The organism is Cryobacterium sp. M96, from assembly GCF_002929845.1.
Lineage (GTDB): Bacteria > Actinomycetota > Actinomycetes > Actinomycetales > Microbacteriaceae > Cryobacterium > Cryobacterium sandaracinum.
In genome coordinates this window covers 1-24,983 of record NZ_PJJS01000036.1, presented here as the reverse complement: position 1 = coordinate 24,983, position 24,983 = coordinate 1, and the positions used below count along the sequence as shown (strand labels likewise).

At 61.8% G+C, this 24,983-nt stretch carries 22 protein-coding genes; 15 read left to right on the top strand and 7 right to left on the bottom strand.

Features of this window, described 5'->3' with window-relative positions; genetic code table 11:
• Positions 1-80: 80 nt before the first annotated feature.
• From CXY79_RS16870 to CXY79_RS03670, 4 genes are read left to right on the top strand one after another with little or no spacing between them, the layout of a single operon-like run.
• Complete coding sequence (locus CXY79_RS16870; RefSeq protein ID WP_104099805.1) at positions 81-650, top strand: acyltransferase; 570 nt, start codon at positions 81-83, stop codon at positions 648-650.
• Between the two features lie 34 nt (positions 651-684).
• A complete protein-coding gene (locus CXY79_RS16865; RefSeq protein WP_369827930.1) occupies positions 685-1,866 on the top strand; it encodes a glycosyltransferase family 4 protein in 1,182 nt (393 codons plus the stop codon).
• A gap of 57 nt (positions 1,867-1,923) precedes the next feature.
• A complete protein-coding gene (locus CXY79_RS03675) occupies positions 1,924-2,970 on the top strand; it encodes a hypothetical protein (RefSeq protein ID WP_158250216.1) in 1,047 nt (348 codons plus the stop codon).
• The gene (locus CXY79_RS03670) at positions 2,967-4,442 is read left to right on the top strand and encodes an oligosaccharide flippase family protein (protein ID WP_104099802.1); all 1,476 of its coding nucleotides are present in this window, start codon (positions 2,967-2,969) and stop codon (positions 4,440-4,442) included. The genes CXY79_RS03675 and CXY79_RS03670 overlap by 4 nt, the downstream gene beginning before the upstream one ends.
• A gap of 124 nt (positions 4,443-4,566) precedes the next feature.
• On the opposite strand, the gene CXY79_RS03665 is transcribed toward CXY79_RS03670, so the two are convergent.
• The 4 genes from CXY79_RS03665 to CXY79_RS03650 form a co-directional block, all read right to left on the bottom strand.
• Positions 4,567-5,721, bottom strand: a complete 1,155-nt coding sequence (locus CXY79_RS03665) for an O-antigen ligase (protein ID WP_146068082.1) — start codon at positions 5,719-5,721, stop codon at positions 4,567-4,569.
• Between the two features lie 497 nt (positions 5,722-6,218).
• Positions 6,219-6,698, bottom strand: coding sequence for an IS3 family transposase (locus tag CXY79_RS03660; protein ID WP_255409013.1), 480 nt, complete (start codon positions 6,696-6,698; stop codon positions 6,219-6,221).
• 9 nt (positions 6,699-6,707) lie between these two features.
• Positions 6,708-7,082: an IS3 family transposase gene (locus CXY79_RS03655; RefSeq protein ID WP_104099799.1), complete on the bottom strand. Its 375-nt coding sequence runs from the start codon at positions 7,080-7,082 to the stop codon at positions 6,708-6,710.
• On the bottom strand, positions 7,082-7,405 hold the full coding sequence (locus tag CXY79_RS03650; protein ID WP_104099798.1) for a transposase: 324 nt from the start codon (positions 7,403-7,405) through the stop codon (positions 7,082-7,084). Before CXY79_RS03650 ends, CXY79_RS03655 begins: the two co-directional genes overlap by 1 nt.
• A 45-nt stretch (positions 7,406-7,450) precedes the next feature.
• Here CXY79_RS03650 and CXY79_RS16860 point away from each other — a divergent pair, with 45 nt between their 5' ends.
• The 10 genes from CXY79_RS16860 to CXY79_RS03605 all read left to right on the top strand — a co-directional run bounded on the left by CXY79_RS16860 (position 7,451) and on the right by CXY79_RS03605 (position 19,266).
• Complete coding sequence (locus CXY79_RS16860) at positions 7,451-8,203, top strand: acyltransferase family protein (RefSeq protein WP_104099797.1); 753 nt, start codon at positions 7,451-7,453, stop codon at positions 8,201-8,203.
• A complete protein-coding gene (locus CXY79_RS03640; protein WP_146068081.1) occupies positions 8,194-8,610 on the top strand; it encodes a hypothetical protein in 417 nt (138 codons plus the stop codon). Before CXY79_RS16860 ends, CXY79_RS03640 begins: the two co-directional genes overlap by 10 nt.
• A gap of 308 nt (positions 8,611-8,918) precedes the next feature.
• The gene (locus CXY79_RS03635; RefSeq protein ID WP_104099795.1) at positions 8,919-10,049 is read left to right on the top strand and encodes an acyltransferase; all 1,131 of its coding nucleotides are present in this window, start codon (positions 8,919-8,921) and stop codon (positions 10,047-10,049) included.
• 121 nt (positions 10,050-10,170) lie between these two features.
• Positions 10,171-10,425: a hypothetical protein gene (locus CXY79_RS16135; protein ID WP_199186719.1), complete on the top strand. Its 255-nt coding sequence runs from the start codon at positions 10,171-10,173 to the stop codon at positions 10,423-10,425.
• A gap of 145 nt (positions 10,426-10,570) precedes the next feature.
• Positions 10,571-11,410, top strand: a complete 840-nt coding sequence (locus tag CXY79_RS03630; protein ID WP_104099794.1) for a glycosyltransferase family 25 protein — start codon at positions 10,571-10,573, stop codon at positions 11,408-11,410.
• A gap of 1,159 nt (positions 11,411-12,569) precedes the next feature.
• Entirely contained in the window at positions 12,570-13,622 is a 1,053-nt protein-coding gene (gene gmd, locus CXY79_RS03625; protein ID WP_104099793.1) for a GDP-mannose 4,6-dehydratase, read from the top strand.
• Between the two features lie 2 nt (positions 13,623-13,624).
• On the top strand, positions 13,625-14,629 hold the full coding sequence (locus tag CXY79_RS03620; RefSeq protein ID WP_104099792.1) for a GDP-L-fucose synthase: 1,005 nt from the start codon (positions 13,625-13,627) through the stop codon (positions 14,627-14,629).
• Between the two features lie 98 nt (positions 14,630-14,727).
• Positions 14,728-16,041: a UDP-glucose/GDP-mannose dehydrogenase family protein gene (locus CXY79_RS03615; RefSeq protein ID WP_104099791.1), complete on the top strand. Its 1,314-nt coding sequence runs from the start codon at positions 14,728-14,730 to the stop codon at positions 16,039-16,041.
• A 56-nt stretch (positions 16,042-16,097) separates the two neighbouring features.
• Entirely contained in the window at positions 16,098-17,084 is a 987-nt protein-coding gene (locus CXY79_RS03610) for an LCP family protein (protein WP_233191207.1), read from the top strand.
• A gap of 346 nt (positions 17,085-17,430) precedes the next feature.
• A complete protein-coding gene (locus CXY79_RS03605; RefSeq protein WP_146068080.1) occupies positions 17,431-19,266 on the top strand; it encodes a DUF4012 domain-containing protein in 1,836 nt (611 codons plus the stop codon).
• 84 nt (positions 19,267-19,350) lie between these two features.
• On the opposite strand, the gene CXY79_RS15625 is transcribed toward CXY79_RS03605, so the two are convergent.
• The 3 genes from CXY79_RS15625 to CXY79_RS03590 all read right to left on the bottom strand — a co-directional run bounded on the left by CXY79_RS15625 (position 19,351) and on the right by CXY79_RS03590 (position 22,208).
• On the bottom strand, positions 19,351-19,647 hold the full coding sequence (locus CXY79_RS15625) for a hypothetical protein (RefSeq protein WP_146068079.1): 297 nt from the start codon (positions 19,645-19,647) through the stop codon (positions 19,351-19,353).
• A gap of 798 nt (positions 19,648-20,445) precedes the next feature.
• A complete protein-coding gene (locus tag CXY79_RS03595; protein ID WP_146068078.1) occupies positions 20,446-20,937 on the bottom strand; it encodes a hypothetical protein in 492 nt (163 codons plus the stop codon).
• Between the two features lie 188 nt (positions 20,938-21,125).
• The gene (locus CXY79_RS03590; protein WP_104099836.1) at positions 21,126-22,208 is read right to left on the bottom strand and encodes an acyltransferase; all 1,083 of its coding nucleotides are present in this window, start codon (positions 22,206-22,208) and stop codon (positions 21,126-21,128) included.
• A gap of 158 nt (positions 22,209-22,366) precedes the next feature.
• Here CXY79_RS03590 and CXY79_RS03585 point away from each other — a divergent pair, with 158 nt between their 5' ends.
• Positions 22,367-24,661 carry an ATP-binding domain-containing protein gene (locus CXY79_RS03585; RefSeq protein WP_104099786.1) on the top strand — a complete coding sequence of 765 codons (2,295 nt, stop codon included), beginning with the start codon at positions 22,367-22,369 and terminating at the stop codon, positions 24,659-24,661.
• The last annotated feature ends 322 nt before the right edge of the window (positions 24,662-24,983 follow it).

Below are 24,983 nucleotides of genomic sequence, written 5' to 3'. Positions count from 1 at the left end.
CAGCGAACAGCAACCTGAAAGTAGATTTCCATTTGATTCGCAATTCACTCAGGCCCATAGTGAGATTTATCCGTGGGGTAATGATGTCCTTTCGAGTGCAGAGCCTTCGCTTTCGAGGAGTTCAGGCGCCCCAGAGCGTTCAGCTCCACGGCCGGGTGCTCGTTTTTGCCTGTCCTGGGAGTCGAGTTTCCCTCGGCGAGAACGTCATTCTAAATGCCTCAGCGCGCCGGAACACGTTGGAGGCGCGCGGTCCCATTCTGATTCGGACGACCAACGGCAGGGCTCAGCTGTTGATAGGGAACGACACAGGAATGACGAGCATGACGATTAGCGCGTCCCAGGAAATAGTTATTGGGGACCGAGTCCTCATCGGGGCGGGCGTGATTATCACAGACTCTGACCATCACGTTGTTCGCCCACCAATCGGCGTCTCGCGGCGATTCCTGCCCATGCCTGCGCCGGTGATCGGCGATCGGGTGGTTATCGAAGATGACGTATTCCTCGGCGCTAGGTCTATCGTCCTCAAGGGTGTGAGAATTGGCACGGGATCCGTCATCGGCGCCGGATCGGTTGTGTCCCGGTCCATACCTCCGGGGTCCATTGCAGCCGGAAATCCTTGCCGTGTGATTGGGAAGATCGCAAGTGAGTAGGCACATCGCGTTGTGTGGGCCGGCAACGCTTGAAATGCTGCAGCCTTTTCTTCCGGACCCGGTCAAGTCGTCTGGATACCCTTTTCCGCTAATTCCTGCGCTCGCTGTCGAGTACATGAGACTAGGTCACACGGTTTCTATTGTTACTACCGCGGGCGACACTGACGGAATTCTTACCTATTCCGGGCCCAATCTGAATCTCTATATCATCCCTTCTCGGGCCAGGGCCAGAGACCGCGCACTGGATTTCTTTCGTCAAGAACGTCAGGGCATTCAAAGAGTTCTGCGGGACATTAATCCGGATGTCATCCACGCGCACTGGACCTACGAGTTCGCACTCGCAGCATTGGAATCGAGGGTCGCTCCAGTTCTTGTCACAGCTCATGATGCGCCATTGACAATCCTTCGGCACATGCGAGACCCCTATCGGGCCGTGAGGACTCTCATGGCCTATAAAGTACGTTTCTCGTCGAAAAAGTTGTCAGCGGTCTCGCCCTATCTAGTGTCTCGCTGGCGAAGTGAGATGTTATATCGACGAACCATGAGAGTAATCCCAAATCCAGTTCCGCAACTTGAGCTGCCCCGGGTCAGCAGGGCTGATTATCCAGTCGTTCTCGATATTGCAGATTCATCCCCACTGAAGAACGTTCGGGGTCTCCTCCTTGCATGTTCAGAAGTGAGAAAAACCTGGCCTGACCTGGAGCTGAGATTGATCGGATCGGGGCTTGAAGAAGGTGGGCCCATGAACGATTGGGCAAGGGCAAAGGGCCTTGATAGCGGAGTGCGGTTCCTCGGCCGCTTAAGCCGTTCGGAAGTTTCACGCCACCTCGCGGAGGCGACCCTGTTTTGTCATTCTTCCCTTGAAGAATCGCAAGGGATATGCCTCCTCGAGGCCATGGCTGCGGGGATCCCAATCGTGGCAGGGGCTGAGTCAGGTGCGGTCCCTTGGACACTGTTTGATGGCTTAGCTGGGCGTCTCATCGATGTAAGAAGCCCCGCGGCGATCTCGCAAGGGATTCGGAACGTCCTTGCGGATGCCGGAGCAGCCGCAATCACTGTAAAGGTCGCGGCGGAGATGATGCAGTCTCGATACTCGCCTGAGAGCGTGGCCCAGCAATACATAGAAGAATATGAGGCACTGATCAACGATCAACCGGGGAACCCTTCTCGTCGCATGCGCAGGAAACAATCACGGAGTCAGACTTTGGGCGCCTAGCCACTCCCAGATCGAAATTCCAGGCGCTTCTCTCAAAGCAACGAAATGGTTCAAAAAATGTTGTGGTCTCTTCCCAAACTAATTAGCCCCCGCGGCGCGGGTCTCGGGAATGAAGTTTTTCCCTGGGCAAAGGCTTACCTCGGGGCAAGGGCTTTGCGTCTGAAGCTGGTGGCGCCGCCGTGGCGAGTCAACCCCAGACGATACGATCAGGAGCTCGAAACAGGCGCGTTGGACTCGATAAAGTATTTCGCGCTTCGAGGGCTGCCGGCTGTAGATATCAACGCCGAGATGATCGAATCGGCGCAACGGTTCGACTACTTCGAGGCGGTCACTGCGCTGGCGCCAACTATTCTCGCCCAAAAGAGAATCTCGGTGCTGCATTCCTCTGGAATGCACGGTGGATACCTTGGAATCCGTCGTTCCCGCGCATTTCTCAGACGGGAGATCTTCGGGGCTGCAGGCGCAATGACTGCCGTCGAGGAAATGGACGGGTCGAGCGACGTGAGTGTGCGTATTGGTGTTCACATCCGCGGGGGTGACTTCTCTTCGACGAAGCTTGTTAGGCCCGCGGTATTCAACGAGCAGCTGCCGCTGGACTGGTACGTGGATGTAGTTCAGAGTCTCGCGAAATCACTCAGTGTCCCTTCCTGCGTCTACCTGGCAACGGATACTCCGTCACCGGTGATAAACGCAGCCCTGACGGTGGCTGGATGCCCTCCACGGGGGCTCGCTCTGGATTCCGTTGGTGATCTCGCAGTGCTTGCCCGTTGTGACGTCATCATTTCCAGTGTCAGTAGCTTCTCGATGCTTGCGATCTTCTTGAGCGACGCGTCGTACGTGTGGCACGAAGATCAACTTGGCGAAGCCGATGGCTGGCTGAGTATTTGGGGTCACGAGGCATTGAACTCTGGGGGCGGCCGTACCGCTCAAGCAATGAAGCAGCAATCCGAAGGGGAGGTTCGTGTCCGTCGCGGTGTGGCTCAGGGCAAGGTGCCGAAGTGGCGACAAGGGTTTCTGAACCAGCTTGAATACCGTGCCAGAGCTCGACGGAGCTTTGACGACCTCATCTTCTTCGGCGTGACCGAAGGGGATAGGCGTTCATGACAACTTTCCGCGCCGCGTCTCACGGGGTTGGATGGATGCTTGGCGCTCAACTCGTCGTCAGCGGCGGTCAATTCCTCTATTCAGGGGTTACCGCGCGTCTCTTCACTCCGACGGAGTTTGGGGGATTTGCAGCTGCGCTGAGCCTTCAAGGCCTTCTCATCCTCCTGACGACTACCGGGCTGCCGTCGATTGTTCTCAAGGAGAGGACGCTCAGCCGAACTGACCTTGTTTCGGTCCGCGTGTATGCCGCCTTAGGCGGTCTGTTGGCTGCGACTCTTTTCTTCTTTCTGAGCCCGTTGTGGCTGGCCCTCCTCAACGCCCCTAGTGGGCAGCAGTACATTGGCCTTTTGACCATCGCGCTGGCGTTGGGACCGATGGCTGCGATTGAATCTGCGCTCCTACGCAAGGAGGAAAGGCCCATCGCTGATTCGATCACAATTATTATGGCCTTCGTGGTGCCAGCCGCCGTAGCCGTGATCGTTGCGCTCACCGTCCGCGAGGCCTGGGCCATAGCACTGACTACTGCGCTCGGCCCCCTGGTGCTCTTCTCTGCGGCGACAACAGCGCGGAAGGTCGGTCACCAAGGCCCCGGGCCCCAACGCCATCGAGAATTGCTTGGGTTCGCCTCCAAGCTGAGCACGCAGAACGTTGTGTTCCTGGTCGTCGGACAAGCGCCGGGATGGCTGGTCAGCGCCGTGCTCGGAGCAGGTAGCTTGGGTCAGTACTCAAGAGCTAACACTCTTGCTGGTATGCCAAGTACGGCACTCTCAACAGCCTTGAACCGGGCGATACAACCACATTGGTGGAAACTCGAAGAGGTCGAAACGACTAAGCGCGCCATTCGCGATACTGCGATCTTGGCGGGGAGCGTTTCGTTCCCGATCTTCGCCGTATTGGCGGCCGTTGGGCCAGACCTATCTGTGCTTTGGCTCGGCCCGGGGTGGGAGAGCGCCAGCCTGTTGGTGCCCTGGCTTGCGATCAGCTTTGGTCTTCAGGTGCCATTCACTATCCTCGCTAACAGCTTGGAGATGCGAGGGTTATTCCGTCCAGTCCGATTCGCGCAGTTGGGGTTGGTCGGAGGACTTGGAATTGGATTTCTTGCTTTCTTCGCGACACGGGATGTCCGCGTGGCTGCCATGGCGACTGTCCTCTCCCAGCTGGTGGGCTTGATAGTTCTCGTCGGCACCATGGCCAAGTCAAGCTTCTTGGCCTCAAGAACGTTGTATTCGGCCTTGGGGCTGCCGTTTGCCTGGGCACTAGTCGTGGGATGTTTTGCAGTGCTTGGAAGTAAAAGCGCTGAAGCTCTCGGTTGGACCATTCTGAGTAGTCCCGAAACGGCGTCCGTGCTGTCGGGTGGCTTTCTTGGAGCGTGCGCATGGGCTCTAACGTTCCGTTGGCAGCCGGCTAGCCGCACGCTTACCGAGCGAGGGGTGCCCTTGCCCAGCATGATGAGAAAATCCATGAGGAGTTGACATGGAAGAACGGTTCTCCCGCTTCATCCGTGCTGCTCACGCCGACCCAACATCGGGCACGAAGGGAGGGGAGCAAGACGCCACCGCCGTCCGGTAGTACCTCCGGCTGGCACCTCGTAACCTGTCAGAACGCCCTACTGGACCGGGTATTCCCTGCCAATTGCCTTTTCGGCGGCATGGGAATCTGCGGTTCTCTCCCAGATGATTCATTTGTCGATGCCGCGATACACCATGCGAGCAACGCTGCGACTGTCCAGGATAGTGAGTATGCCGAAATATATGTGGCAATCGCCAAGAAAGCAGCCGTCACAGCTACTGCCTCAGCACCGCGCGCGAGACGCGCAAAGGTAGACGTCATAACAATGATGAAAATACCGAGACCGACTAGGCCGAGTCGCAAGTACACGGTCACGTACCAGTTGTGCGGCGCGTAAGAGATAATTTGGCCAGCCTCGATGCGGTCGTATCCAAACCCAAACGGTTCGCCGAGGAGGATTGTCCAAATCCCTCGAGCGAATGAGGACTCGACCAACTGGGTCCACGACGAGAGGCGACCGTCCAGAGTTCCAGTGTTCTCAACTGACGCGAAAAGCGAGCTCACGACCCCATTCAATGCACCCGACAGGATAGCGATAGCACCAAGCAACAATGCGCAAAATGCACCAGCCAATGCACGCGCACGAGCTACCCCGCGGAGTCGGAATGAGGTAAGCGCGATGCCGAGGAAGACTGCCACCCAAACCGACCTGTGCTGGCAGGCAATGGACATCGCAAGAAACAGGATGCCTACCCAACGGTCCCGTCCGGGCCTGCTGCTTCCCCATGCCCTGAACATGAGAAGGCCTATCAATCCCAGCAGCATCGCCTGATCAGACGCTAAAGGACGGCCGGTGTTTGACACTCCACTAAGTACGGATACGACGAAGGTGTCAGGCTGGCCAACTCCATAGATGGCAATGTGAATGGCTGCTACGGCAGTGAGAGTTGCGCCAGTGATCGTTATCCACTGTTTGAAGGCCCGCTGGCCTGCATCGGTCATCCAATCCTGATTCAATGCCCAGGCCGTGAATCCGATGGGGAAGAGGAACGCGCGAAAATCGTTCATTACCATGCCGGTGTCGAATCGAAACAGGCCAGCGATGAGCGCTCCGACGAGGCTCAATGTCAGGGCAACAAGAATCAGCCTGTAGGGCTTCGTGATAGCCAATAGTCTTCCCGGATTCAGGGCGGTTGCTACGAAAGCCGAGACCATGACCATGTCTTCGGCAGTGATCGACACGTCACCCACTGACGCGATGCGGTGGAGGCCTGGTAGGTCCCATGCGATTGCCGACAGAATTGTGACAGCATAAAGTGGCATCGTCGGCCACCGGCGGAACGCCGCTACCAAAAGCAGGAGACCAACGACTCCGCCAATGAGCGTGAAAAGCAAGACGGCTACGGCCACTGAATCCCCCTAGGGCAGGTTTCATCCTCTCACATCGAGTGAGTCCTGCCGCTCCCTGGCGAATGCTTGCGTTCGTCCCAACTCCCAGGAGGCGGTGTAACTACTGGCACAGAGGCCCGTGTTAATGCCGACCGAAAACAGGACCGGCGTCGTCGCCGCACCTGCGCTTGACCGCGGTTCAATCGCTGATCGGTTGCGGGTGCCGATGCGCCCTTCGGCGCCCAACCGGGACTGGTCGTTAACTACTGTGGCGCCGCGGTTCATGCTTGTGGCCGACGAGGAATCATGGCGCGCACACGTGGCCTTGCCCCCGGTTGGTGGACACGGGGTTATGTGGCTTTAGCGAAGACCGCGTTTTGGTTTGAGTATTGCAGTTCGAAGTCGACGGGGCTGACCTGGCCGAGGGATGTGTGCCGGCGGCGCCTGTTGTAGCGGTCTTCGATCCAGGCGCCGACTCCCCGGGATACCTTGTTGTTGCTGGGCCAGACGCGTCGATGGTAAAACTCGGTCTTGAGCGTGGCGAAGAAACTTTCCGCCATCGCGTTATCCCAGCAGACCCCGGTGTAGCCCATCAACCGGGTGATGCGGTGCTGTTTCGCGAACGCGGTGATCTGCGCTGACGGGGTGCCACGATCGGAGTGGAAGATTACCTGCTCGGGCCGCTCACCGCGGAGCGCCATGGCCATGACCAGGGCGGTCTTGATGAGGTCGGTGCGGTCGGCGATGGCCCAGCCGATCACGCGGCGCGAGTGCGCGTCGATCACGGTGGCTAAATAGAGCCACCCTTCCCAGGTCCTCGGGTAGGTGATGTCGCCCAGTCAGACCTGGTTCAGGGCCCCGGTGTCCCATTGCCGTTTGACGGCGTCGACCGGGTAGGCGTCCTCGGCCTGGCTGACCGTGGTGGTGCGCCAGCGTTTCGGGCTGATGCCCACCAAACCCAGGCGGCGCATGGTGCTGGCCACGGTTTTGCGGGAGATGATCTCGCCATCAGCGCGGAGGTCGGCGAGGATCCGCGGGGACCCGTAGATCTCGTCTGAGTCGCTGTGGAACCACGCGACCTTCTGCTTGATGTTCTCCCGCCGCACCGGCCTCTCAGATGGGCTGCGGCCCAGCCAGGCGTAGTAGCCCGACCGGGACACGGCGAGGAGGCGGACCATGCGGACGATACTGAAGTTGGTCTTCTCCACCAGCATCAGTGCGAACGCTTGGCGTTCGTATCCGAGGCTTCCTGGGCGAAGAAGAGGGAGGCTTTTTTTAGGAACGCCCGGTCCAGTTTCAGGTCGGCGTTCTCTTTGCGCAGCCGCAGCAGTTCGGCCTTCTCCGTCTCCGTGACCCCGCCCTCACCGGCGTCTTCGCTGGCCTTGAACAGGTTCACCCACCGGCCCAGAGTGGCTTCCTTGACGCCGAGCTCTCGGGCCACGGTCGACACGGGCCGACCGGTGTTGATCACCAGCTTGACGGCCTCGTCTTTGAACTCAGGAGTGAACTCCCGGCGTGTGTTTCCCGTGATAATCATTCTCTCTTGTGAGGTGTCCACCAACCGGGGTCAAGGCCCCCACAAATCCTGGTTTCTGCCGACAACGGGCCGATCAATATCCTCCGCACGGTAGCCGCCCTGTTCGTCGTTCTCGGCCACGCGCGCACGCTCTTGCTCGTCGACTACGATAACGCCCCACATAACGGAGCCCAGGTGGCGCTCTACGGCGTGACAGCGATCGGGCACCAAGCGGTGGTGGTCTTCTTTGTTCTCAGCGGGTATTGGGTGGGCGGTAGTTTGCTACGTAAAGCCCGCCAAGGGCGCTTCTCTTGGCCTTCGTACCTCGCTGATAGGACGACGCGGCTGTGGGTCGTCCTCGTTCCTGCGTTGGTCCTAACCCTCGCGCTGGACGCCATCGGGCGGCGCTACTTCGGCGCCATGACTGCCTGTGTTGGCGATCCTCGCTACGGTGGAGTCGCTCTAGACCAGCGGCCCATCGACGGTCTCACTTTCTTCGGCAACGTTTTTTTCATGGGTGGAATCCGGGTCCCTACTTTCGGGTCCATTACCGCCCTTTGGTCGCTCGGCTTCGAATTCTGGATGTACGTCATCGCGGCTATCATCCTGCTTTCGTTCTTCGTTCTTCGTTCTTCGTTCGCGGGCGCAGCCGGCTCATTCTCATCGTCGTCGCGATTGGCTCAGCGTTTCTCGTCGGTGATCGCGTTCTCGTCTACGTCCCAGTTTGGCTCCTCGGAGCTCTGGTCGCCACGAGCGCTCCCCGCCTCGATACATGGGCCCACCGCATCAATCCGCGGACCCTGCTCACCTTGCGTTTGACTGCCGGGTTTGCCGCGCTAGGCGCGGCCGTTGCGGTGCGCGGACTCAACTCGCTCTCAACTATCGTCGGCGACTACATTGTGGCGGTGCCCGCAGCCGTCCTTGTGGCGACGCTCACGACTGGGTTCATAAAGGAATCGACCGAACGCACGATCCTCGGGAAGTTTTCAACACTGGCGAACAGCTCCTTCTCCCTCTATGCAATTCACGTTCCGATCCTCGTTCTGCTTGTGTCCGCCCTAGGCATTCAGGTGAACAACCGGTGGCCGTCGGATCTGCTCCACTGGACCTATCTGCTCATAATCGTCGCTGGCCTCAGCGCCGGGGGTTGGGTATTCGCCAACGGTACAGAGATGCACACCGATAGAATTCGACGTGCGGTGAAGTCTAGGCTGGGACTTAGGTAGCCATTGCAGTTCTGTTGTTATCGTCGCGAATGCTGCACCGTTCATCTTCCGTTTCTTGCAGCCCGATCTTCGTTCGTGGGGCGAGCGATTCATCCGTCTGAGGACCAGCTCTCACACTTTGACTCGATTCGGCGTCAAGTGAAAACGTGAGTTTCCGCGCCACAGTTGAAGCACGTAGAGCGGGCAACGCGGCACGGAGCGTTGGCCAGAGTCGTTCCCGCGATCATGTGCGACTGGGACTAATCAGCTTGACGGACAGGTTGATAGTCGGTTGTGGGACTCGGCCATGCGCATGCAATACTCAGGCAATGACTTCGGGGGATATAGCGGATACGCTTGAGCGCGCAGCGTGGAACAAGCGGGCTGCTTCCCTCGACTCGCTCACCGGGCTGCGATTCTTTGCAGCACTTGTGGTCTTACTTCGGCACTCGGTGCCGGAGCTATTCCCGCTCCCGGGGCTGCAGGAGCTCAGTCTCGTTGGGCCCATAGGCGTGGGGTTCTTCTTCGTCCTTTCAGGATTCATCCTCACATGGACCTGGAAACCCCACCGAACGCTAAGGGACTTCTACATTGGCAGGTTGGCCCGCATCGGCCCTCTGCATGTTTTGACGACGATCGTCGCGGCGGGCCTTCTCATTGCGGCTGGTACTCCCCACTGGCTCAGTACTATCCTTTCCCTGTTTCTCCTTCAGGCATGGGGGACCGAGAACATGCGGTCGGGGGGTAACGGGCCGAGCTGGTCGTTGTCGGTTGAAGTATTTTTCTATCTCTGCTTCCCATTTTTAGTGCGCCCCCTTCTCGGAGCAACGATTCGGCGATGCGTCACGATCGGCTTCGGGGCTGCCGCTGGGATGCTCCTATGGACTATCGCCTACGGTGTCGGATCGCAGATGGACCTTCCCGCAATAACTGTCTTCAGCACGTACACGAACCCTCTCTACAGGCTTGGTGAATTTGTAATTGGCATCTGTTTAGCCGTGGCCATGCGGAAAGGCTGGCGCATCAGAATGTCGCTGCCTCGCGCGACCCTGCTGGCGGTCGCTGGATACATCGGCCTTGCCCTGGCGAACTGGGGTGTGATGCATGCCGGTGTGCACTTAGGGGACACGAAGGGCTTGCCTCTTGGAGTGCTCGACCTTGCCTACCTGCCAATAACGGTTCTACTGATTGCGGCAGCAGCTGCCTCAGATATTGCCGGCCTTCCGTCTGCCCTTCGTGGCAGGTGGATGGTGAGTCTAGGCAAGTGGTCATTCGCCCTGTATCTCATCCAGATGATCGTCATTGCCCAGGTAACCAAGTTTGCCCAACCAGGTGTCAGCTGGCTGGGCGCGTTTCTGCTCGTGGGGACGATTCTTGTTTGTATCGCTATGTCTGCGCTTCTCTATCGCTTCATTGAAAGGCCGTTGGAGAGCGGGATGAAGCAACGGCTGGCGCGCTAGCGTAGGTGCCGGATGGTGGTTGTGCCGCGGTCGCCGAGTATCAATCACTCTTCGAGCCTGTTTGGCCTTGTCGAAGGGCACCTTCCCTGCCCGGGCCAGGTCGACTGCGTGGTGCTCGCCCTTGGCCACATCAACGCCGATGAAGACGTCAACACTGTCGCAATTATCGATCATGAATGCTCCGTTATTAGCGATCACCGATACCAATGAAACCAGTGACAACCCCGGATCATCAACGACTGGGGGCAACAATCATGCCGTGCCTGACAGGCCTGCACCCTCAAACGAATACGCGATCAAGGGCTATAAAGAAAGTAACGGGGGCTTCATCGACCGTTGTGTTGTCCGCGACGTCTTCCGTCGACAAATGGCTTGATGGGAGCCGAGTTGCTGCCCGCGGCCAAGCCAGGGTGTTACCGCGTAGGGCCCTATCAAGGCGCTGCAATCCGAGTTGGTTTAGTGGCGCGATAACAGGCGCGGATAGAGTGACATGACCCTAAACAAACGGCAGGAATTCGACCATGCTTGAAGCCCTCGTAATTGGCCTCGATCGCAACTACCGAGGCACCGAACTGGAAGATCAGCTCCGAGAGCACGGCATCCCCATTCACAGGGTTCAGGGCGTGATGGTTGATGAACTGCCCGGTGGTCTTGATTCCTACGTGGATCAAGCCGCAGCCCGCGTCTTGCAGCGCCGGGAACTCACTAAGGGTGAAGTGGGCTGCGCCCTTGCGCATCGTGCCGCGTGGGCCGCGCTCGCGGCGAGCGGTAGCCTGTTCTCGCTCGTATTCGAAGATGATGCGAGGCTGGTCGGGAAACCAATCAACGACGAAATCATGGAGGCCCTTCAAACGAGCCACCCGACGATCGTGGTCCTCGACGCCTACTCCGATTACACCGTCATATCTTCCCGTCAGGACGCTCTGGCGAGGACTGTTTTCAAGACCCTTGTGCCGCCACCTGGCGCATGGGCGTACGGGCTAAATCGTGCAGCTGCCGAGGTTCTGCTTGAGGATGGGCGCAGAGTCTCCTCCGTTACCGACTGGCCTGCACGCGTGGCGCACAAGATTGACTTCTATACCGTTTACCCGCAGCTCGCACGGGTCGACGACGGTGTTCAGTCCACTCTTGAAGAGACACGCCATCTCCAGGAACTGGGAAGCGCGGAGTCCTCGACTAGCAGGGTAATTCGGCTTGCGCAGTCGATCGGGCATATCCGCTGGGTGAAGCATTGGCACGTCTACGGGGCATACCGCGTATACCTGCACCACGAGCTCCGCAGATTAGTCATTAACCGTTCATCCCGCGCACGGGGTAAACGCTGGGACCAGAGCAATCAAAGGAGCCCTCTCACCTTTTGACGGGGGTTCCCCCCAGGGCGTGTCTCCTAAGACCTGCTCACAGTCTTGTCAGCGTGCGTGTACGTCTCGCAACCGCCGTGTTGTCTGACAGTGAGTGGGCTCGATCGAGTGGGAGAATGGATACTGGGTGAGTTGCGAATTGGCTCTCTGCTGCCGGAGGCGAGTGTTGCATCTCGAAGTCCACGGGTGTGACATGCCCGATTGAGTAGGGGCGCCGGCGGGGATTGTAGCCGTCATCGATCTGCTGCGCGACGCCGCGGATCGCTCGGTACCGGGTGGGCCAGGCTCGACGGCAGTGGAGCTCTGTTCTCAAGGTCGCGAGAGTGGCTCTCGGCGTGGCCCAGCCGATCACACGGTGGCTGTGGGTGTCGATGACGGTCGTCAGATATACTCACCCCTCCCGCGTCCTCAGATATGCCCGGTTGATGCCGTGAAGCGCAAGTGGGCCATCGGGGCGTTGAACCAGATTTGGCTGGGCGACATCACGCATTAGCGAGGTCGATGCCTGTGCCATTTCTTCGGGCAGATCCCAGCCAATCCCAGTCAGTTCATGGCCGTGGTGACAGTTTTGCGGGAGATGAAATTTCCCGGCGTGGAGGTCGGCGAGGATCCGGGGGCCCTAGACCTCGTCGGAATCGCCGTGGAACGAGGCACCTCCTACTGTACTGACGAATAATCGCCGACGATGGTGTCCGGGCTATTCAAGCGTAGCCAGAGCGGGAGACCTCGTGGAGGCGGACCATGATGGTTAAGTTGGTCTTCTCTGCCAGCATCAGTGCCGTGTGGTTGCGCGAATAAGGAGACATGCCCTCGTGGAGTGGGTGTATTCAAATCGTTTGGAACGAGCGGACTTCTCACGAGCCGCCGTCGTTGATCGACGTGTCGGAGCTGCTCGAGTTCAATTGACCCAGAGGGTGCGATGTGGGCTCAAGCGGCCTTGACTGGCTAGTCAGGGGGCGGATAGAGCGCTCATCCACTCCCCGGGGCTCTCGAATGGCTGCACCCTAAGTCGGGCAACTGTTCTGTTTCGGCATCAGGTGCCCTGCGTCAGTGCGCTACAGCGAGTCGTCTAGGCTTAGGTTTGACAGAGCTGGCAGCGAAGCGCGGTCCTCGATGCCGCTGTTCCCTGACATGCCCGGATAAGACAAATGGGGACAAATTGGCAAAGCGCGCATTAATTACCGGCATCACGGGTCAGGATGGTTCCTACCTTGCCGAACTGCTGTTGTCCAAAGGCTATGAGGTTCACGGTCTGATCCGCCGCGCGTCGACCTTCAATACGTCGCGGATTGACCACCTCTACGTGGACCCGCACGACCCGGCTGCCAAGCTGTTTCTGCATTACGGTGATTTGAGCGACGGCAGCCGTCTGGTGACGCTTCTCGCAGAGATCAAGCCTGACGAGGTGTACAACCTGGCCGCGCAGTCGCATGTCCGCGTGTCTTTCGATGAACCAGAACACACCGGGGACACCACCGGGATGGGCGCAATTCGGTTGCTCGAGGCTGTGCGGATGTCGGGCATAGAGACTCGTTTCTATCAGGCGTCGAGTTCGGAAATGTTCGGGGCGACGCCGCCGCCGCAGAATGAGGAGACGCCGTTTTATCCGCGTTCCCCCTATGGTGCCGCGAAGGTCTACAGCTACTGGATCACGAAGAACTATCGTGAGGCTTATGGCATGTTTGCCGTCAACGGCATCCTCTTCAACCATGAGTCGCCGCGGCGGGGCGAGACGTTCGTTACGCGCAAAATCACTCGCGCGGTCGCGGCTATCAAGGCCGGCACGCAAGACCACGTGTATCTCGGCAACCTGGACTCGATCCGGGACTGGGGGTATGCGGCGGAGTATGTCGAGGGCATGTGGCGCATGCTCCAGGTCGATGAGCCCGATGACTTCGTTCTCGCCACCGGCGGCAACTTCACGGTGCGCGACTTCGTGGAGACCTCGTTCAGCCACGCGGGGCTCAACTGGGAGGACCACGTTCGGTTCGACGAGCGGTACCTTCGCCCGACCGAGGTGGATGCCCTCGTCGGTGAGGCCTCCAAAGCTGAAGCCAAGTTGGGCTGGAAGGCCACTGTCGATACCGCTGAACTGGCCCGCATCATGGTTGATGCTGACATCACGGCGCTTCAGCACTCCGGCAGCCGATGGATCGATGAGGTCAAGCTTGCCAGCTGGGGCACTGCGCCCGTCAGCGTCGGAACGAACTGACGATGGCTATCGTTGCAGCCTCAGCTGCCGGCGACCGCGAGCAGAGCGTCTTCGTACCGAAACCGTTGGACAGGTCTTCCCGTTTCTATGTTGCGGGCCACCGTGGACTGGTGGGTTCCGCGATCTGGCGTCACCTCGAGGCTGAGGGGTTCACGGACCTCGTCGGCCGGTCATCGGTCGAGCTGGATTTGAAGGACCGGGACGCGGTCTTCGCGTTCTTTGCTGAGGCTAAGCCGCGCTACGTCGTTCTCGCCGCCGCGAAGGTAGGTGGCATCCTCGCCAACTGCACCTACCCAGTGGATTTCCTTAGCGACAACCTGCGTATTCAGGTCAATGTGCTTGATGCGGCCGTGAAGCATGGGGTGGAGCGGCTGCTGTTCCTGGGGTCGTCCTGCATCTACCCGAGGCTTGCACCCCAGCCGATCAGAGAAGACTCTCTTCTTACCGGGTATCTCGAGCCCACGAATGACGCGTATGCGATCGCGAAGATCGCGGGAATCCTTCAGATTCAGGCTGTGCGCCGCCAGTATGGCTTGCCGTGGATCTCGGCAATGCCGACGAACCTCTATGGCCCGGGCGACAACTTCTCGCCGACGGGTTCGCATGTGCTGCCAGCGTTGATCCGCCGGTACGACGAGGCGGCGAAGTCGGGTGTGCCGCGTGTGACCAACTGGGGTACGGGCACCCCGCGGCGGGAGTTTCTGCACGTCGATGACATGGCGGCCGCCTGCCTACACCTGCTGGAGCACTACGACGGGCCGGAGCAGGTCAACGTGGGCATGGGGAGCGATGTCACGATCCGTGAGATCGCGGAAACGGTGGCCCGGGTGGTCGGATTCACGGGCCAGACCGAGTGGGACACCACGAAGCCAGATGGTACCCCGCAGAAGCTGTTGGACGTGTCCAAGCTCGCCGAGGCAGGCTGGACTGCGCAAATTGGCCTTGAAGAGGGGCTGCGCTCAACTGTGGAGTGGTACCACGACCATGCGGACTCAATCAGGCAGTAGCAGACGTGTAGGCCAACCGTTGTGGGTTGGAGCGATGGGGTCAATGGTCGAATCGGTCGCGCAGTCGCAAATAGGCTGAACCTTATGGAAGACAACGCATGAAGATTTCAGTTATCGGCTGTGGCTACCTCGGGGCGGTGCATGCCTCGGCGATGGCCGAACTCGGCCACGAGGTGGTGGGCATTGATATCGACGCCCACAAGATCGAGCAGCTCGCCGCGGGTAAGCCGCCCTTCTATGAGCCGGGTCTGCCTGAGATCCTGACCTCGGCCATGGCCTCGGGCCGGCTGCGCTTCAGCACCGAAATTGCCGACGCGGCTGGCGCCCGGGTGCACTTCATCGGCGTCGGCACCCCGCAGAAGGCCGGCAGCCACGCCGCCGACCTCACCCACGTAGACGCCGCCATAAAGTCACTGCTGCCCCACCTCGCCGAAGGTGACTTGGTCGTGGGCAAGAGCACGGTTCCGGTCGGAACCGCCGCTCGCCTTGCCGCCGTGATCGAGGCCGCCGGCAGCGGCGCGACCCTCGCGTGGAACCCCGAGTTTCTGCGCGAGGGCTTCGCAGTGAAAGACACCATCAGCCCTGACCGGCTGGTCTACGGAGTCGCTCCCGGCGAGGCCGGCGAGCAAGCAACGGCATTGCTGAACGAGGTCTATGCCTCGGCGATGGCCGCGCAGACTCCATTGATCGTCACCGACTACGCCACCGCCGAGCTCGTGAAGGTCTCAGCGAATGCGTTCCTCGCCACCAAGATCAGTTTCATCAATGCCATGTCTGAGATTGCCGACGCCTCCGGGGCGAACATCAGTGAGCTGGCCGACGCCATCGGCTTCGATAACCGCATCGGGCGCCGCTTCCTCAATGCCGGTGTCGGGTTCGGTGGGGGCTGCCTGCCTAAGGACATCCGTGCGTTCACCGCCCGTGCTGAGGAACTCGGCCGGGGCGACTCGGTCGCCTTCCTGAAGGAGGTCGATGCGATCAACCTGCGGCAGCGGCAGCGGGTCGTGGCAATGACTTTGCAGGCGCTGGACAAGCCCGTCTACACGGCCAAGGTGGCCGTGCTCGGTCTCAGCTTCAAGCCGCATTCCGACGATGTACGCGACTCGCCTGCTCTCGACGTGGCCGTGCAGCTGCGGGGGCTCGGCGCCGACGTCGTGGCGACCGACCCGCAGGGAATTGAGAACTCGAGGTTGCGGCACCCGCAGCTCACCTACTCGACCAGCATCGAGGACACCTTGCGTAACGCGGACGCGGTCGTGCTGGTAACCGAGTGGGCCGAGTTCAAGCAGATCGACCCGGTCTGGGCGGCCACACTCGTGCGTGTTCCCATCATCATCGACGGCCGGAACACGCTCGATGCGGCCGCGTGGCGGGCTGCGGGCTGGACGTACCTGGGGCTCGGTCGACCGTGATGACTGGAGTATCTCATGCCCCTCTGACGAAGCCGAAACGCCGAGGACGGCGGATCGTGCTCATCGCCATCGCCGCCGTAATACTCCTCGTCGCCGGCACCGCGGGTATCTATGTGTGGAGCCTGAGCAACACCTTCGACACCCAGACAGTGAAGATTCCGGATGTGTTTCCCGACGAGGCGTCTCGACCGACGGCGGCACCCGTCGATGCGACGAGCGGGCAGAACACGAGCGGGCAGAACATCCTTCTGCTCGGCTCTGACACGCGGGGAGCCAACGATGGGTCCATTGCCGACCTCACCGGCCAGCGCTCGGACACCATCATGGTGGTGCACGTACCGGCGAACCGCGAGAACATCTATGTCATGTCGATCATGCGTGACAGCTGGATCGACATTCCGGGTGAGGGCGAGGCCAAGATCAACGCCGCCATGTCCTACGGCGGAGTGCCCCTCGCCGTGCAGACCATTGAAGGCCTTCTTGGTGCACGCATCGACCATGTGGCGATTGTCGATTTCACCGGTTTTAAGGGCATCACAGATGCGCTGGGCGGCGTGGCCATCGACAATCCGATCGGATTCGACTCGTCCCATCTGAAGGGGCATTACTTCGCCGAGGGGACGCACCTCTTGAACGGGACGGAGGCGCTGGCCTTCGTGCGGGAACGCTACGCCTTCTCTGACGGAGACTTTCAGCGCGCACGTAACCAGCAAGCCTTCATCAAGGCCGTGCTCGGCAAGTCGCTGACGGTGGAAACCCTCTCAAATCCCGCCAAGATCAGCGGTCTGGTCGGAGCGATTGCTCCCTACCTCGCCGTAGACGAGGGGCTAAACTCGGCCTACGTGGCCGGTCTAGCCGTGGAACTGCGCGACGTGCGTGTGGGTGACGTCACCTTCTTCACCCTGCCGACAATGGGCACCGGCACCTCACCGGACGGACAGTCCATCGTCGTTATCGATCAAGACAAGCTGAAGGCCGTGCAGAAGGGATTCCAGACGGACACCCTCGATGCGGTCCAGTCGGAGTTGCAGACGACGGGTTGACGGTCTGGGCCTGTTCGGCGCAGATCTATCTCCTCGGCCGCGGCAGGTCTATGGTGGCGACACCGCCGACCCGTGCGGTGCCAAGGAGGCAACCCGATGCCTACTCTTTCGTTACGCTCTTCCTTCATTCAGTGGCGTCTTGGCAGGACCAACCGCTGTCTTCAATGTTCGCGACCGATCCACGACCCGATCCGCAAATACTGGTGCTCGGACAAGTGTGACGAGATCGCGGCCCGCCAACTGCGCTGGTAGGTGTAACTCGCGAGCATCCAGTGCGGTCGCCCCAGAGTTGTTGCGCGCGTTGGCAGATGCGGGGCGAACGGCCGGCATGGGTTAGCGTTCGTACGTGACTGAAATAACCGACGACCGCGCCGCCACCCCCACGCGACCTCGGCGGATCAAGAGGCGTCGTCGCCTGGTTCTGATCACCCTTTCCGTGCTCGTCGGGCTCGTCGTTCTGCTCGGTGCCGCCGGGGGATGGGTCGGTTCCCGCGCACTGACGGCCAAGGCGGAACTCGAGAAGGCGCAGACCCTCGTGGGAACCCTCAAGACCCAGGCCACTGCGATGGACTTCGCCGGGCTCGGGGACACATCCACGATGCTTTCCGCCGCCACGGGCAAGGCCGTAGATCAGGCCCATGATCCGCTCTGGCAGGCCGCGGAAATCGTTCCGTTCGCCGGCGCCAACCTCACCGCCGTGCGTCAGATGGCAGAAGCCATTGACGTGGTGGCGCAGGATGCGGTCGCGCCGATCGCGACGGTGGCGTCCGGCCTGAGTGCCGCGTCGCTGAAGCCCGTCGACGGGAAGATTAACCTCGGGCCGATCGTGGAACTGAACACAGCCCTCGCCACTGCGAGCACCGCGCTCGACTCGGCGGCGAAATCCGTTGCCGGGATTGAACTAGACGGCACCATCGACCAGGTCAGCGCGGCCGGTAGCAAGTTGTCGACCATGCTCGACGGAGCGGCAACTACCGTGAGGGAAGTGAGCTCGTTCACCTCGGTGGCACCCGACATGCTCGGAGCCTCAGGGCCGCGCACTTATGTTCTGATCTTCCAGAACCTCGCCGAGACAACGGCACTCGGTGGCACCGCCGCCGCCCTGACCGAGGTCACCGTCGATGACGGGGCGATCAGCATTGCCCGGCAGGCGTCAAGCCTGGACTTCCCGTGGCGTGACGGCCAACCGGTTGTCGCGGAAGACCCCAAGCTGTCGGCCCTGTACACGCAACTGATGTACACGCGACTGAACCTTTCGACCAGTCGGCCTGACTTCCCCACTGCCGCAAAGATCACCCAAGCGTTTTGGCAGCAGGACCTCGGCGGCACCGTTGACGGCGTCATCTCAATCGACCCGGCGGCACTGGCGCATATGCTCGGCGCCACCGGACCGGTCGCGGTTAGTACGGGTGACGTGCTATCGAAAGACAACGCAGTGGCCCTGTTGCTCAATGAGATCTACTTTCGTTACCAAGGAAAGAACGGGGCCTACCAGACCGACGCGTTCTTCGCCGAGGCCGCCAAGACTATGTTCGACGCCGTAACGAACTCGCAGGCCGAACCGCAGGCCATGCTGAGGGCAGTCGCCCTGGGCGTTACCGAGCACCGAATCATGGCGTGGAGTTCGCACCCCGAGGAGCAGAAGATCATCGACGGTACTCCGATGGCCGGCATCCTGCGCACTACGAATGAGGCAACCACCACCACGGGCGTGTTCTTCCGTGATATGTCGGCCTCGAAGATGGACTTTTACCTCGAAACCCGCGCGACACTGAACACAGATGTTTGCACCGCGGCGACGCCGACCTTCACGGCTACCGTGAACCTGCATTCAACTGTTACCGACGCAATTGCCGTTAGCCTCCCGCGGTACGTGGCCAGCCAGGCGTGGGGCGTCAAACAGTTCCGCACCGAGGTCTTCGTCTATGGGCCTCCCGGCACGACCTTCGTGTCGTCGTCGATCGACGCCGTAGACGGCGCCAGCCTGGAGACCACCACCGATGACCTCGGCCGCCCCGTGGCACGGTTCTCGGTCATGCTGACCCCTGGTCAGACGAGCGCGGTCACGGCCGTCTTCACCGGCCCGGCCGGCACCTACGCGGCACCGGAACTCCGCACGACGCCGATGCTGAACCCGACCGCGGTCACTGTCGACGCCCCCGGCTGCAATACCGCGAAGTAGACAAGCGGGTGCACGGATAACTGAGCGGCTCACCGATTCGCTGGCAACACTGTAGAAGTTCCTGCCGCCCTGTAAGTCTGCGCCTCAGCGGCGGGGGAAAGACCGCGGCTGCTGGCGGTTGGCGAAGCGAGTGCGGTAGAAGAAGTTTCCGACGCCAAGCAGCCCGATCAGGCTCAGGCTGCTCACCAGGACAATGACGGCGAGCGGAGATAGGCTCGAGGCCACGGAACTGGCGGAGTCCGCCGAGTCGAGCACCTCGGACGGGGTGGGGGTCGCGGTGGCCTTCGAGGTGGCTGCGGTTTCAGGTTGCAGCTGCAGTTGAAGAGGCGCAGTTGGCGTGGTCGTCGTGAGGCCGAGGACGCTCAGGTCTGAGGCGTCCACAGCTGTTTTCTCGTCCGAGTCTCGATCGCTGGACCGCGAGCTGCTGTAATTCGATCTGCTGTACTGCGAGCGGCTCCCCGCCGGCTTTTCATTCGAGGTCGTGGTCGGGCTCTCCTGGGTCACAGACGCTGGAGCAACGGCTTCGGGTGCAACGGTCAGGTCGGCGAGTGCCGGTTCCGTCGGCGCTTGGCTGACCTCCGGTTCGGGTGTGTCAGTGGCCGGCGTGTCAACCGGGCTCGGGTTGACCGGGGTGGACGTTTCGGGCGGGGTCTCCGGTACTGGAACGGTCGAATCATCCGACGTTACGACCGGCTCTTCGTTGGTCGCCGTTGAGGGCGGTTCTTCGGCCCAGGCCATGATCGCGGGAGAGCCGATCGAGAGCGCTAAGGCCAACGATCCGGCGGCGATGGCCGCCCCCCCAGGCTGCCGACGTAGTCATCTGAAGCCTGTGTCGCTAGAGCGTCATGGTGATAGCGGCAAAACCGGTGATTCCCGCGGCGGCGGCCGCGACGAAGAGAAACGCGTATTGAAGTCGCTTGTGACTGCGCCCACGTCGGAGCAGAGCTTTGTGCCCCATCTGCTCGGGGCGGATCCTAGTCACGTTTCAGCTTATGGCGGGTGTGATCGTGTGGAATACGATCCTGCGTCCCCAAAAAGGGGGTGGGCGTGCACTGGCGGACTCTTGGCGTATGCAGCGGTTTCACGTGGTGGCGCACCCCTGAGTGTCACACGCGGCGAACGTGTGCTGCTACAAAATGAACGCACGAGGAGGTCAAGTTGAAATGTGCGGTGCAGACGTTAGGGCAGCAGCGCGCCGCCTTCTAAGCAGATGCTGGTCGAGCTGAGGTAGATCACCGGAGGAACTGCCGTGTTCGACCCCGTCGAGATACTCAGCCCGGGCGTGTCGTTGGAGTCGCCCGCTGGAACACGAGTCATCGTTCTCGCAGCGCCGGTCTCCTCGCCGGTGATCTCGTTGCCTGTCCCGGACGTAGTCCAGCCGGCCTTTTCCTTATTCTTGACCAGCGCGTTGGCCACGGCCAGCGGCTCAGTTCCGTCGATGAGCCAGACGTAGCGCATGTTCTGCCAGGCGCGCAGGGTGGCCAGCGGCTTGCCGTCGGTGCCCAGGCAGCCCACCACGGCGTTCATCACCTGGTCGACGTGGTCGATCAGAGTCGGGTCAATGGCGGCGATGGCCGCATCGACGGTGCTGGTGGTCGTGGTTTCCTCGACCTGTTTCGGGGTGACGCTTTGTGACTCGGAGCCGGCGGCGCATCCGCTCACTATCAGCACGCCGGCAACCAGGGCGGCTCCAGTGAGTGCTCTACACCTGTGAGGATTCAATCTGCGCAGCATGCTGGCCCCCAAATCTTGCGGGCGTTGCCTCTTGGCGGCTCGCCTTGTTCCTGCGCAGGACACCGCGCGCTGTAAGCCCAGAGGCCGACAAGCAAACGCCCTCACTGTCAAGGTGTTCTTTCCGTTCAGGACTGTTCCAGCAGGGCCGGAGCACTTTGCGCGGACGTCGAACGCGGAGCGTCGAGTCTCGCCTTCCAGGCGAGGGCTGGGCGCTCCACCAGCCACCAGCTGAGCGTTGCCGCCAACAGAGTGATCGGCAGGGAGAGCAGGGGGCCGTGCGGGATGGCCGGCGTGGCACTCAGCCACAGCACCACCGGGTAGTTCCACAGGTACGCCGCATACGAGATGGTGCCGAGAGCCAGTGCGGGCTTCAGCCACCGTTTCGGGAGGGTCTTCCACGCACGCAGGTGCAAGATGATCACCACCGTCAAGAGAGCCACCAGCGGGCCGATCGCCACGTACGTGAGGTGCCAGCTCTTAGCGATCGGGGAGAACGTGATCATCATCAGAATGCCCAGGCTGAGGAGTGAGAGCGCAGCCCGCGGAATGCCGGATTTGGGGAGGAGCCGGCCCAGAGCATCCTGACCCACGTAGGCGGCGGCGCCGATCACCATCGCGATCGCCCAGGAGCTGGGCAGCGTGTAGATGCGCGTAATGTCCGGGGCTGTCATCAGCATCGACGCGATCATGACGGTGGCGATGGCGAGCACCGATACCGCCAGCACCCAGCGCATGCGACGGAACCGCACCCCGATGGCCAGCAGGATCGGCCAGACGAGGTAGAACTGTTCCTCGGTGGCCAGCGTCCACAGGTGGCTGATGCCCGAACTGCCCAGCGGGATCGGCAGATTGCCGGTGTAGGTGATGCCGATGAGCAGGGCACGGCCAAGGCCGGCCCTATCGCCCCAGGGGTCAAGAATCAGCGTGACCACGGCCAGAACACCCAACATGAGCACCAGTGCGGGAACCAGTCGTAGTGCGCGATTGCGGTAGAAGCGGCCGTATCGCACCCGACCGAAGCAACCGATGTCGGAGAGGAGCAGCCCGGTGATCAGGTAGCCGCTGAGGGCGAAGAACATGACGACACCCACGATGCCGCCGCCGCCGAACGTGGACGGCCACGCGTGGCGCAGCAGGACCAGCCCGATGGCGAGACCGCGAATGAGGTCGAGGCCTTCGATGCGCCCGTGTCTACGTGTTTCGGGCACCAATGGTCCTTCGTTCAAACGGCAGTGTGACCAGACTACCGAGCGGGCTGAGGGTTCGAGCGAGCCTGACCCTCACTGGCCGAGGTGCGTCACTGTTTTTTTCTCGGTCAGGTGAATGATTCGACCCGAGTAAACTTGAGGCTCGGATTTCAAGGGGTGTGCGCGTGGTCGACCGGGAGCTTCAGCGGGAACAGCAGTATGTCGCGAACCTGTATGCGCGCCTCGACGCGCTGCAGCGGGAGGCCGAGCAGCAGCTTGTGGCCGTGCGGCGGCTCGACGTGGGCGGCAACCACCAGTCGCGCTCCGAACGAGACACGTTCGCGCGCCTCTACGAAGACCGCATCGTGCAGCTGCGCGAGGTCGACGACCGGTTGGCGTTCGGGCGGCTCGAAGTGGCCGCAGACTCCTCTGACTCTGATTCTGCTTCCGACTCTTCCTCTTCCTCTTCTTCCGACTCGACGGATGCCTCCGTCTACCGCTACATCGGCCGGCTGGGGCTGCGCGACGAAAACCTGCAGCCCATCCTGCTCGACTGGCGAGTGCCGCAGGCCAGCGCGTTCTACCAGGCCACCGCGGCGACGCCGCTCGGGGCCCGCGCCCGCCGGCATCTGCTCTCGAAGGGCCGGGACATCGTGCGCATCGAGGACGAGATCCTCGACGCCGCGCTGCTCGAGTGCGATTCGGCAACCCAGCACCAGGGGGAGGGCGCGCTGCTGGCCGCACTCACCGCCCAGCGCACCGGGCACATGAGCGATATCGTCTCGACGATCCAGGCGGAGCAGGACCGCATCATCCGTTCAGACCTGAAGGGCGTGCTCGTCGTGCAGGGCGGCCCGGGCACGGGCAAGACGGCCGTGGCCCTGCACCGCGCGGCATACCTCTTATATACGCATCGCGATCGGCTGAAGAACTCGGGTGTGCTCATCGTGGGGCCGTCGGAGTCCTTCCTGCACTACATCGAGGCGGTGCTGCCGTCGCTGGGGGAGACCGGGGTGGTGCTCGCATCCGTGGGCCAGCTCTACCCGGGCATCGAGGCCACCCGAGAGGATGCCCCGGCCGTCGCCGCGATCAAGGGCCAGACCTCGATGGCCCGGCTCGTCCAGCGTGCCGTGCGCTCGCGGCAGCGGGTGCCGGCGTCGGCGCAGGTGCTGGTCGTGAACGGTGACCGGCTCACGCTCAAGCCGCAACTGATCGAGACCGCGATTCACCGGGCGCGGGCGGGCGGCAAGCCGCACAACGAGGCCCGGGTCACGTTCGTGAAGAACGCGCTCGCCGCGCTCTCCCGGGAGTGGCTCGCGCAGTTGAAGGACCAGGGCCGGTCGATGGATGACACCGATCTGCCCATGCTGCGCGAAGACCTGCGCCTGGCCGACGACGTGCGGGTGGCGCTGAACACGGCCTGGCTGCCGCTCACCCCCGAGAAGCTCGTGCAAGACCTCTACGCCCGCCCGCAATGGCTGGCGCAGCTCACCCCCACCTGGACGCCGGCGCAGCGCGCGCTGCTGCACCGGCCGCGCGATGCCGAGTTCACCATCTCGGACGTGCCGCTGCTCGACGAGGCGGCCGAGCACCTGGGCGAGTACAACGTGGTCGACGCAGCCCAGAAGCGCGAGCAGAAGGAGCAGCGCAAGCGCGACGTGGAGAACGCCGAGCTGGCCATCTCGAACATGGAGGTAAAGGGGCTGGTGAACGCCAAGGCGCTCGCCGACAACTTCGCCGAGCTCGGCGACCGGGCCACCACGGCCGAGCGCGCCGCCCTGGACCGCACCTGGACTTACGGTCACGTGGTCGTCGACGAAGCACAGGAGCTGTCGCCGATGCAGTGGCGGCTGGTGCTGCGGCGCGGCCCGCTGCGGTCGTTCACGATCGTGGGCGACATCGCCCAGGCGGCGTCGGCCGCGGCCGCGTCGAACTGGCGCGACGCCCTCGAGCCCCTGCTCGGCTCCTCGCTCGAGGCCTCGCGGTGGCGGCTCGAGGAGCTCACCGTGAACTACCGCACGCCGAGCCAGATCGCTTCGGCTGCCGAGTCGATGGCGCTCGCGCACGATCTGCCGATCACTCCGGCGCGATCGGTGCGGGCGAGCGAGTGGCCGATTGAGACGCTCACGGATGTTGTTTCGGCAGTTAGGCGGGAACGCTCGCTGGGGTTGGGTGGCACGGTTGCAGTGATCGTGCTGGAGCACTTTCTGGCTGGAGTTGTTGGTTCGCTGGGTGCCGCGTTCGGTTCCTTGGGCGTCAGTGTCGGTGTCGGGGCTGCGGGGCTGCTCAAGGATGTGGCGGTGCTCACCCCGCAGGATTCGAAGGGGCTGGAGTTCGACGCCGTGATCGTGGTGGACCCGGCGGGGATCGTGGCGGCGTCTTCGCGTGGGGCCGGGGCGCTGTACGTGGCCATGACGCGTCCGACGCAACGGCTGTATCTGGTGGCGACGGGGGAGTTGCCCGCGGGGCTGTAGCGGTGGTTTCGCTTGTCGGTGGTGGTGCTTGTCGGTGGTGGTGCTTGTCGGTGGTTTCGCTTGTCGAAACCCGGCGAGCCATTCTCTGAACCCGCGCCGCGGCATCCGTGCCCCTGCGTTATCTGCGGACTTTTTCGTGACACGCCGTTCCCCGTGGGCACATAAGGCGTGTCCCGAAATTCTCCGAGTTAACGTCACGACGGACGCTCCCGCGTGACCCCGACGGCTCCCGCCGCCGCGGCACCCGTCTCCCCACACCCAGCCCCGCACCCTGCCCGCACCCGCCCGAAACCCGCCCCGAAACCCAGCCCCGAAACCAGCC

What these genes read in the sequence shown, in the direction of transcription:
- CXY79_RS03650 (WP_104099798.1), bottom strand. Translation starts at nt 7,405, where the DNA reads ATGATTATCACGGGAAACACACGCCGGGAGTTCACTCCTGAGTTCAAA.
- CXY79_RS03670 (WP_104099802.1), top strand. Translation starts at nt 2,967, where the DNA reads ATGACAACTTTCCGCGCCGCGTCTCACGGGGTTGGATGGATGCTTGGC.
- CXY79_RS16870 (WP_104099805.1), top strand. Translation starts at nt 81, where the DNA reads ATGATGTCCTTTCGAGTGCAGAGCCTTCGCTTTCGAGGAGTTCAGGCG.
- CXY79_RS16865 (WP_369827930.1), top strand. Translation starts at nt 685, where the DNA reads ATGCTGCAGCCTTTTCTTCCGGACCCGGTCAAGTCGTCTGGATACCCT.
- CXY79_RS03675 (WP_158250216.1), top strand. Translation starts at nt 1,924, where the DNA reads ATGTTGTGGTCTCTTCCCAAACTAATTAGCCCCCGCGGCGCGGGTCTC.
- CXY79_RS03630 (WP_104099794.1), top strand. Translation starts at nt 10,571, where the DNA reads ATGCTTGAAGCCCTCGTAATTGGCCTCGATCGCAACTACCGAGGCACC.
- CXY79_RS03620 (WP_104099792.1), top strand. Translation starts at nt 13,625, where the DNA reads ATGGCTATCGTTGCAGCCTCAGCTGCCGGCGACCGCGAGCAGAGCGTC.
- CXY79_RS03655 (WP_104099799.1), bottom strand. Translation starts at nt 7,082, where the DNA reads ATGCTGGTGGAGAAGACCAACTTCAGTATCGTCCGCATGGTCCGCCTC.
- CXY79_RS03615 (WP_104099791.1), top strand. Translation starts at nt 14,728, where the DNA reads ATGAAGATTTCAGTTATCGGCTGTGGCTACCTCGGGGCGGTGCATGCC.
- CXY79_RS03635 (WP_104099795.1), top strand. Translation starts at nt 8,919, where the DNA reads ATGACTTCGGGGGATATAGCGGATACGCTTGAGCGCGCAGCGTGGAAC.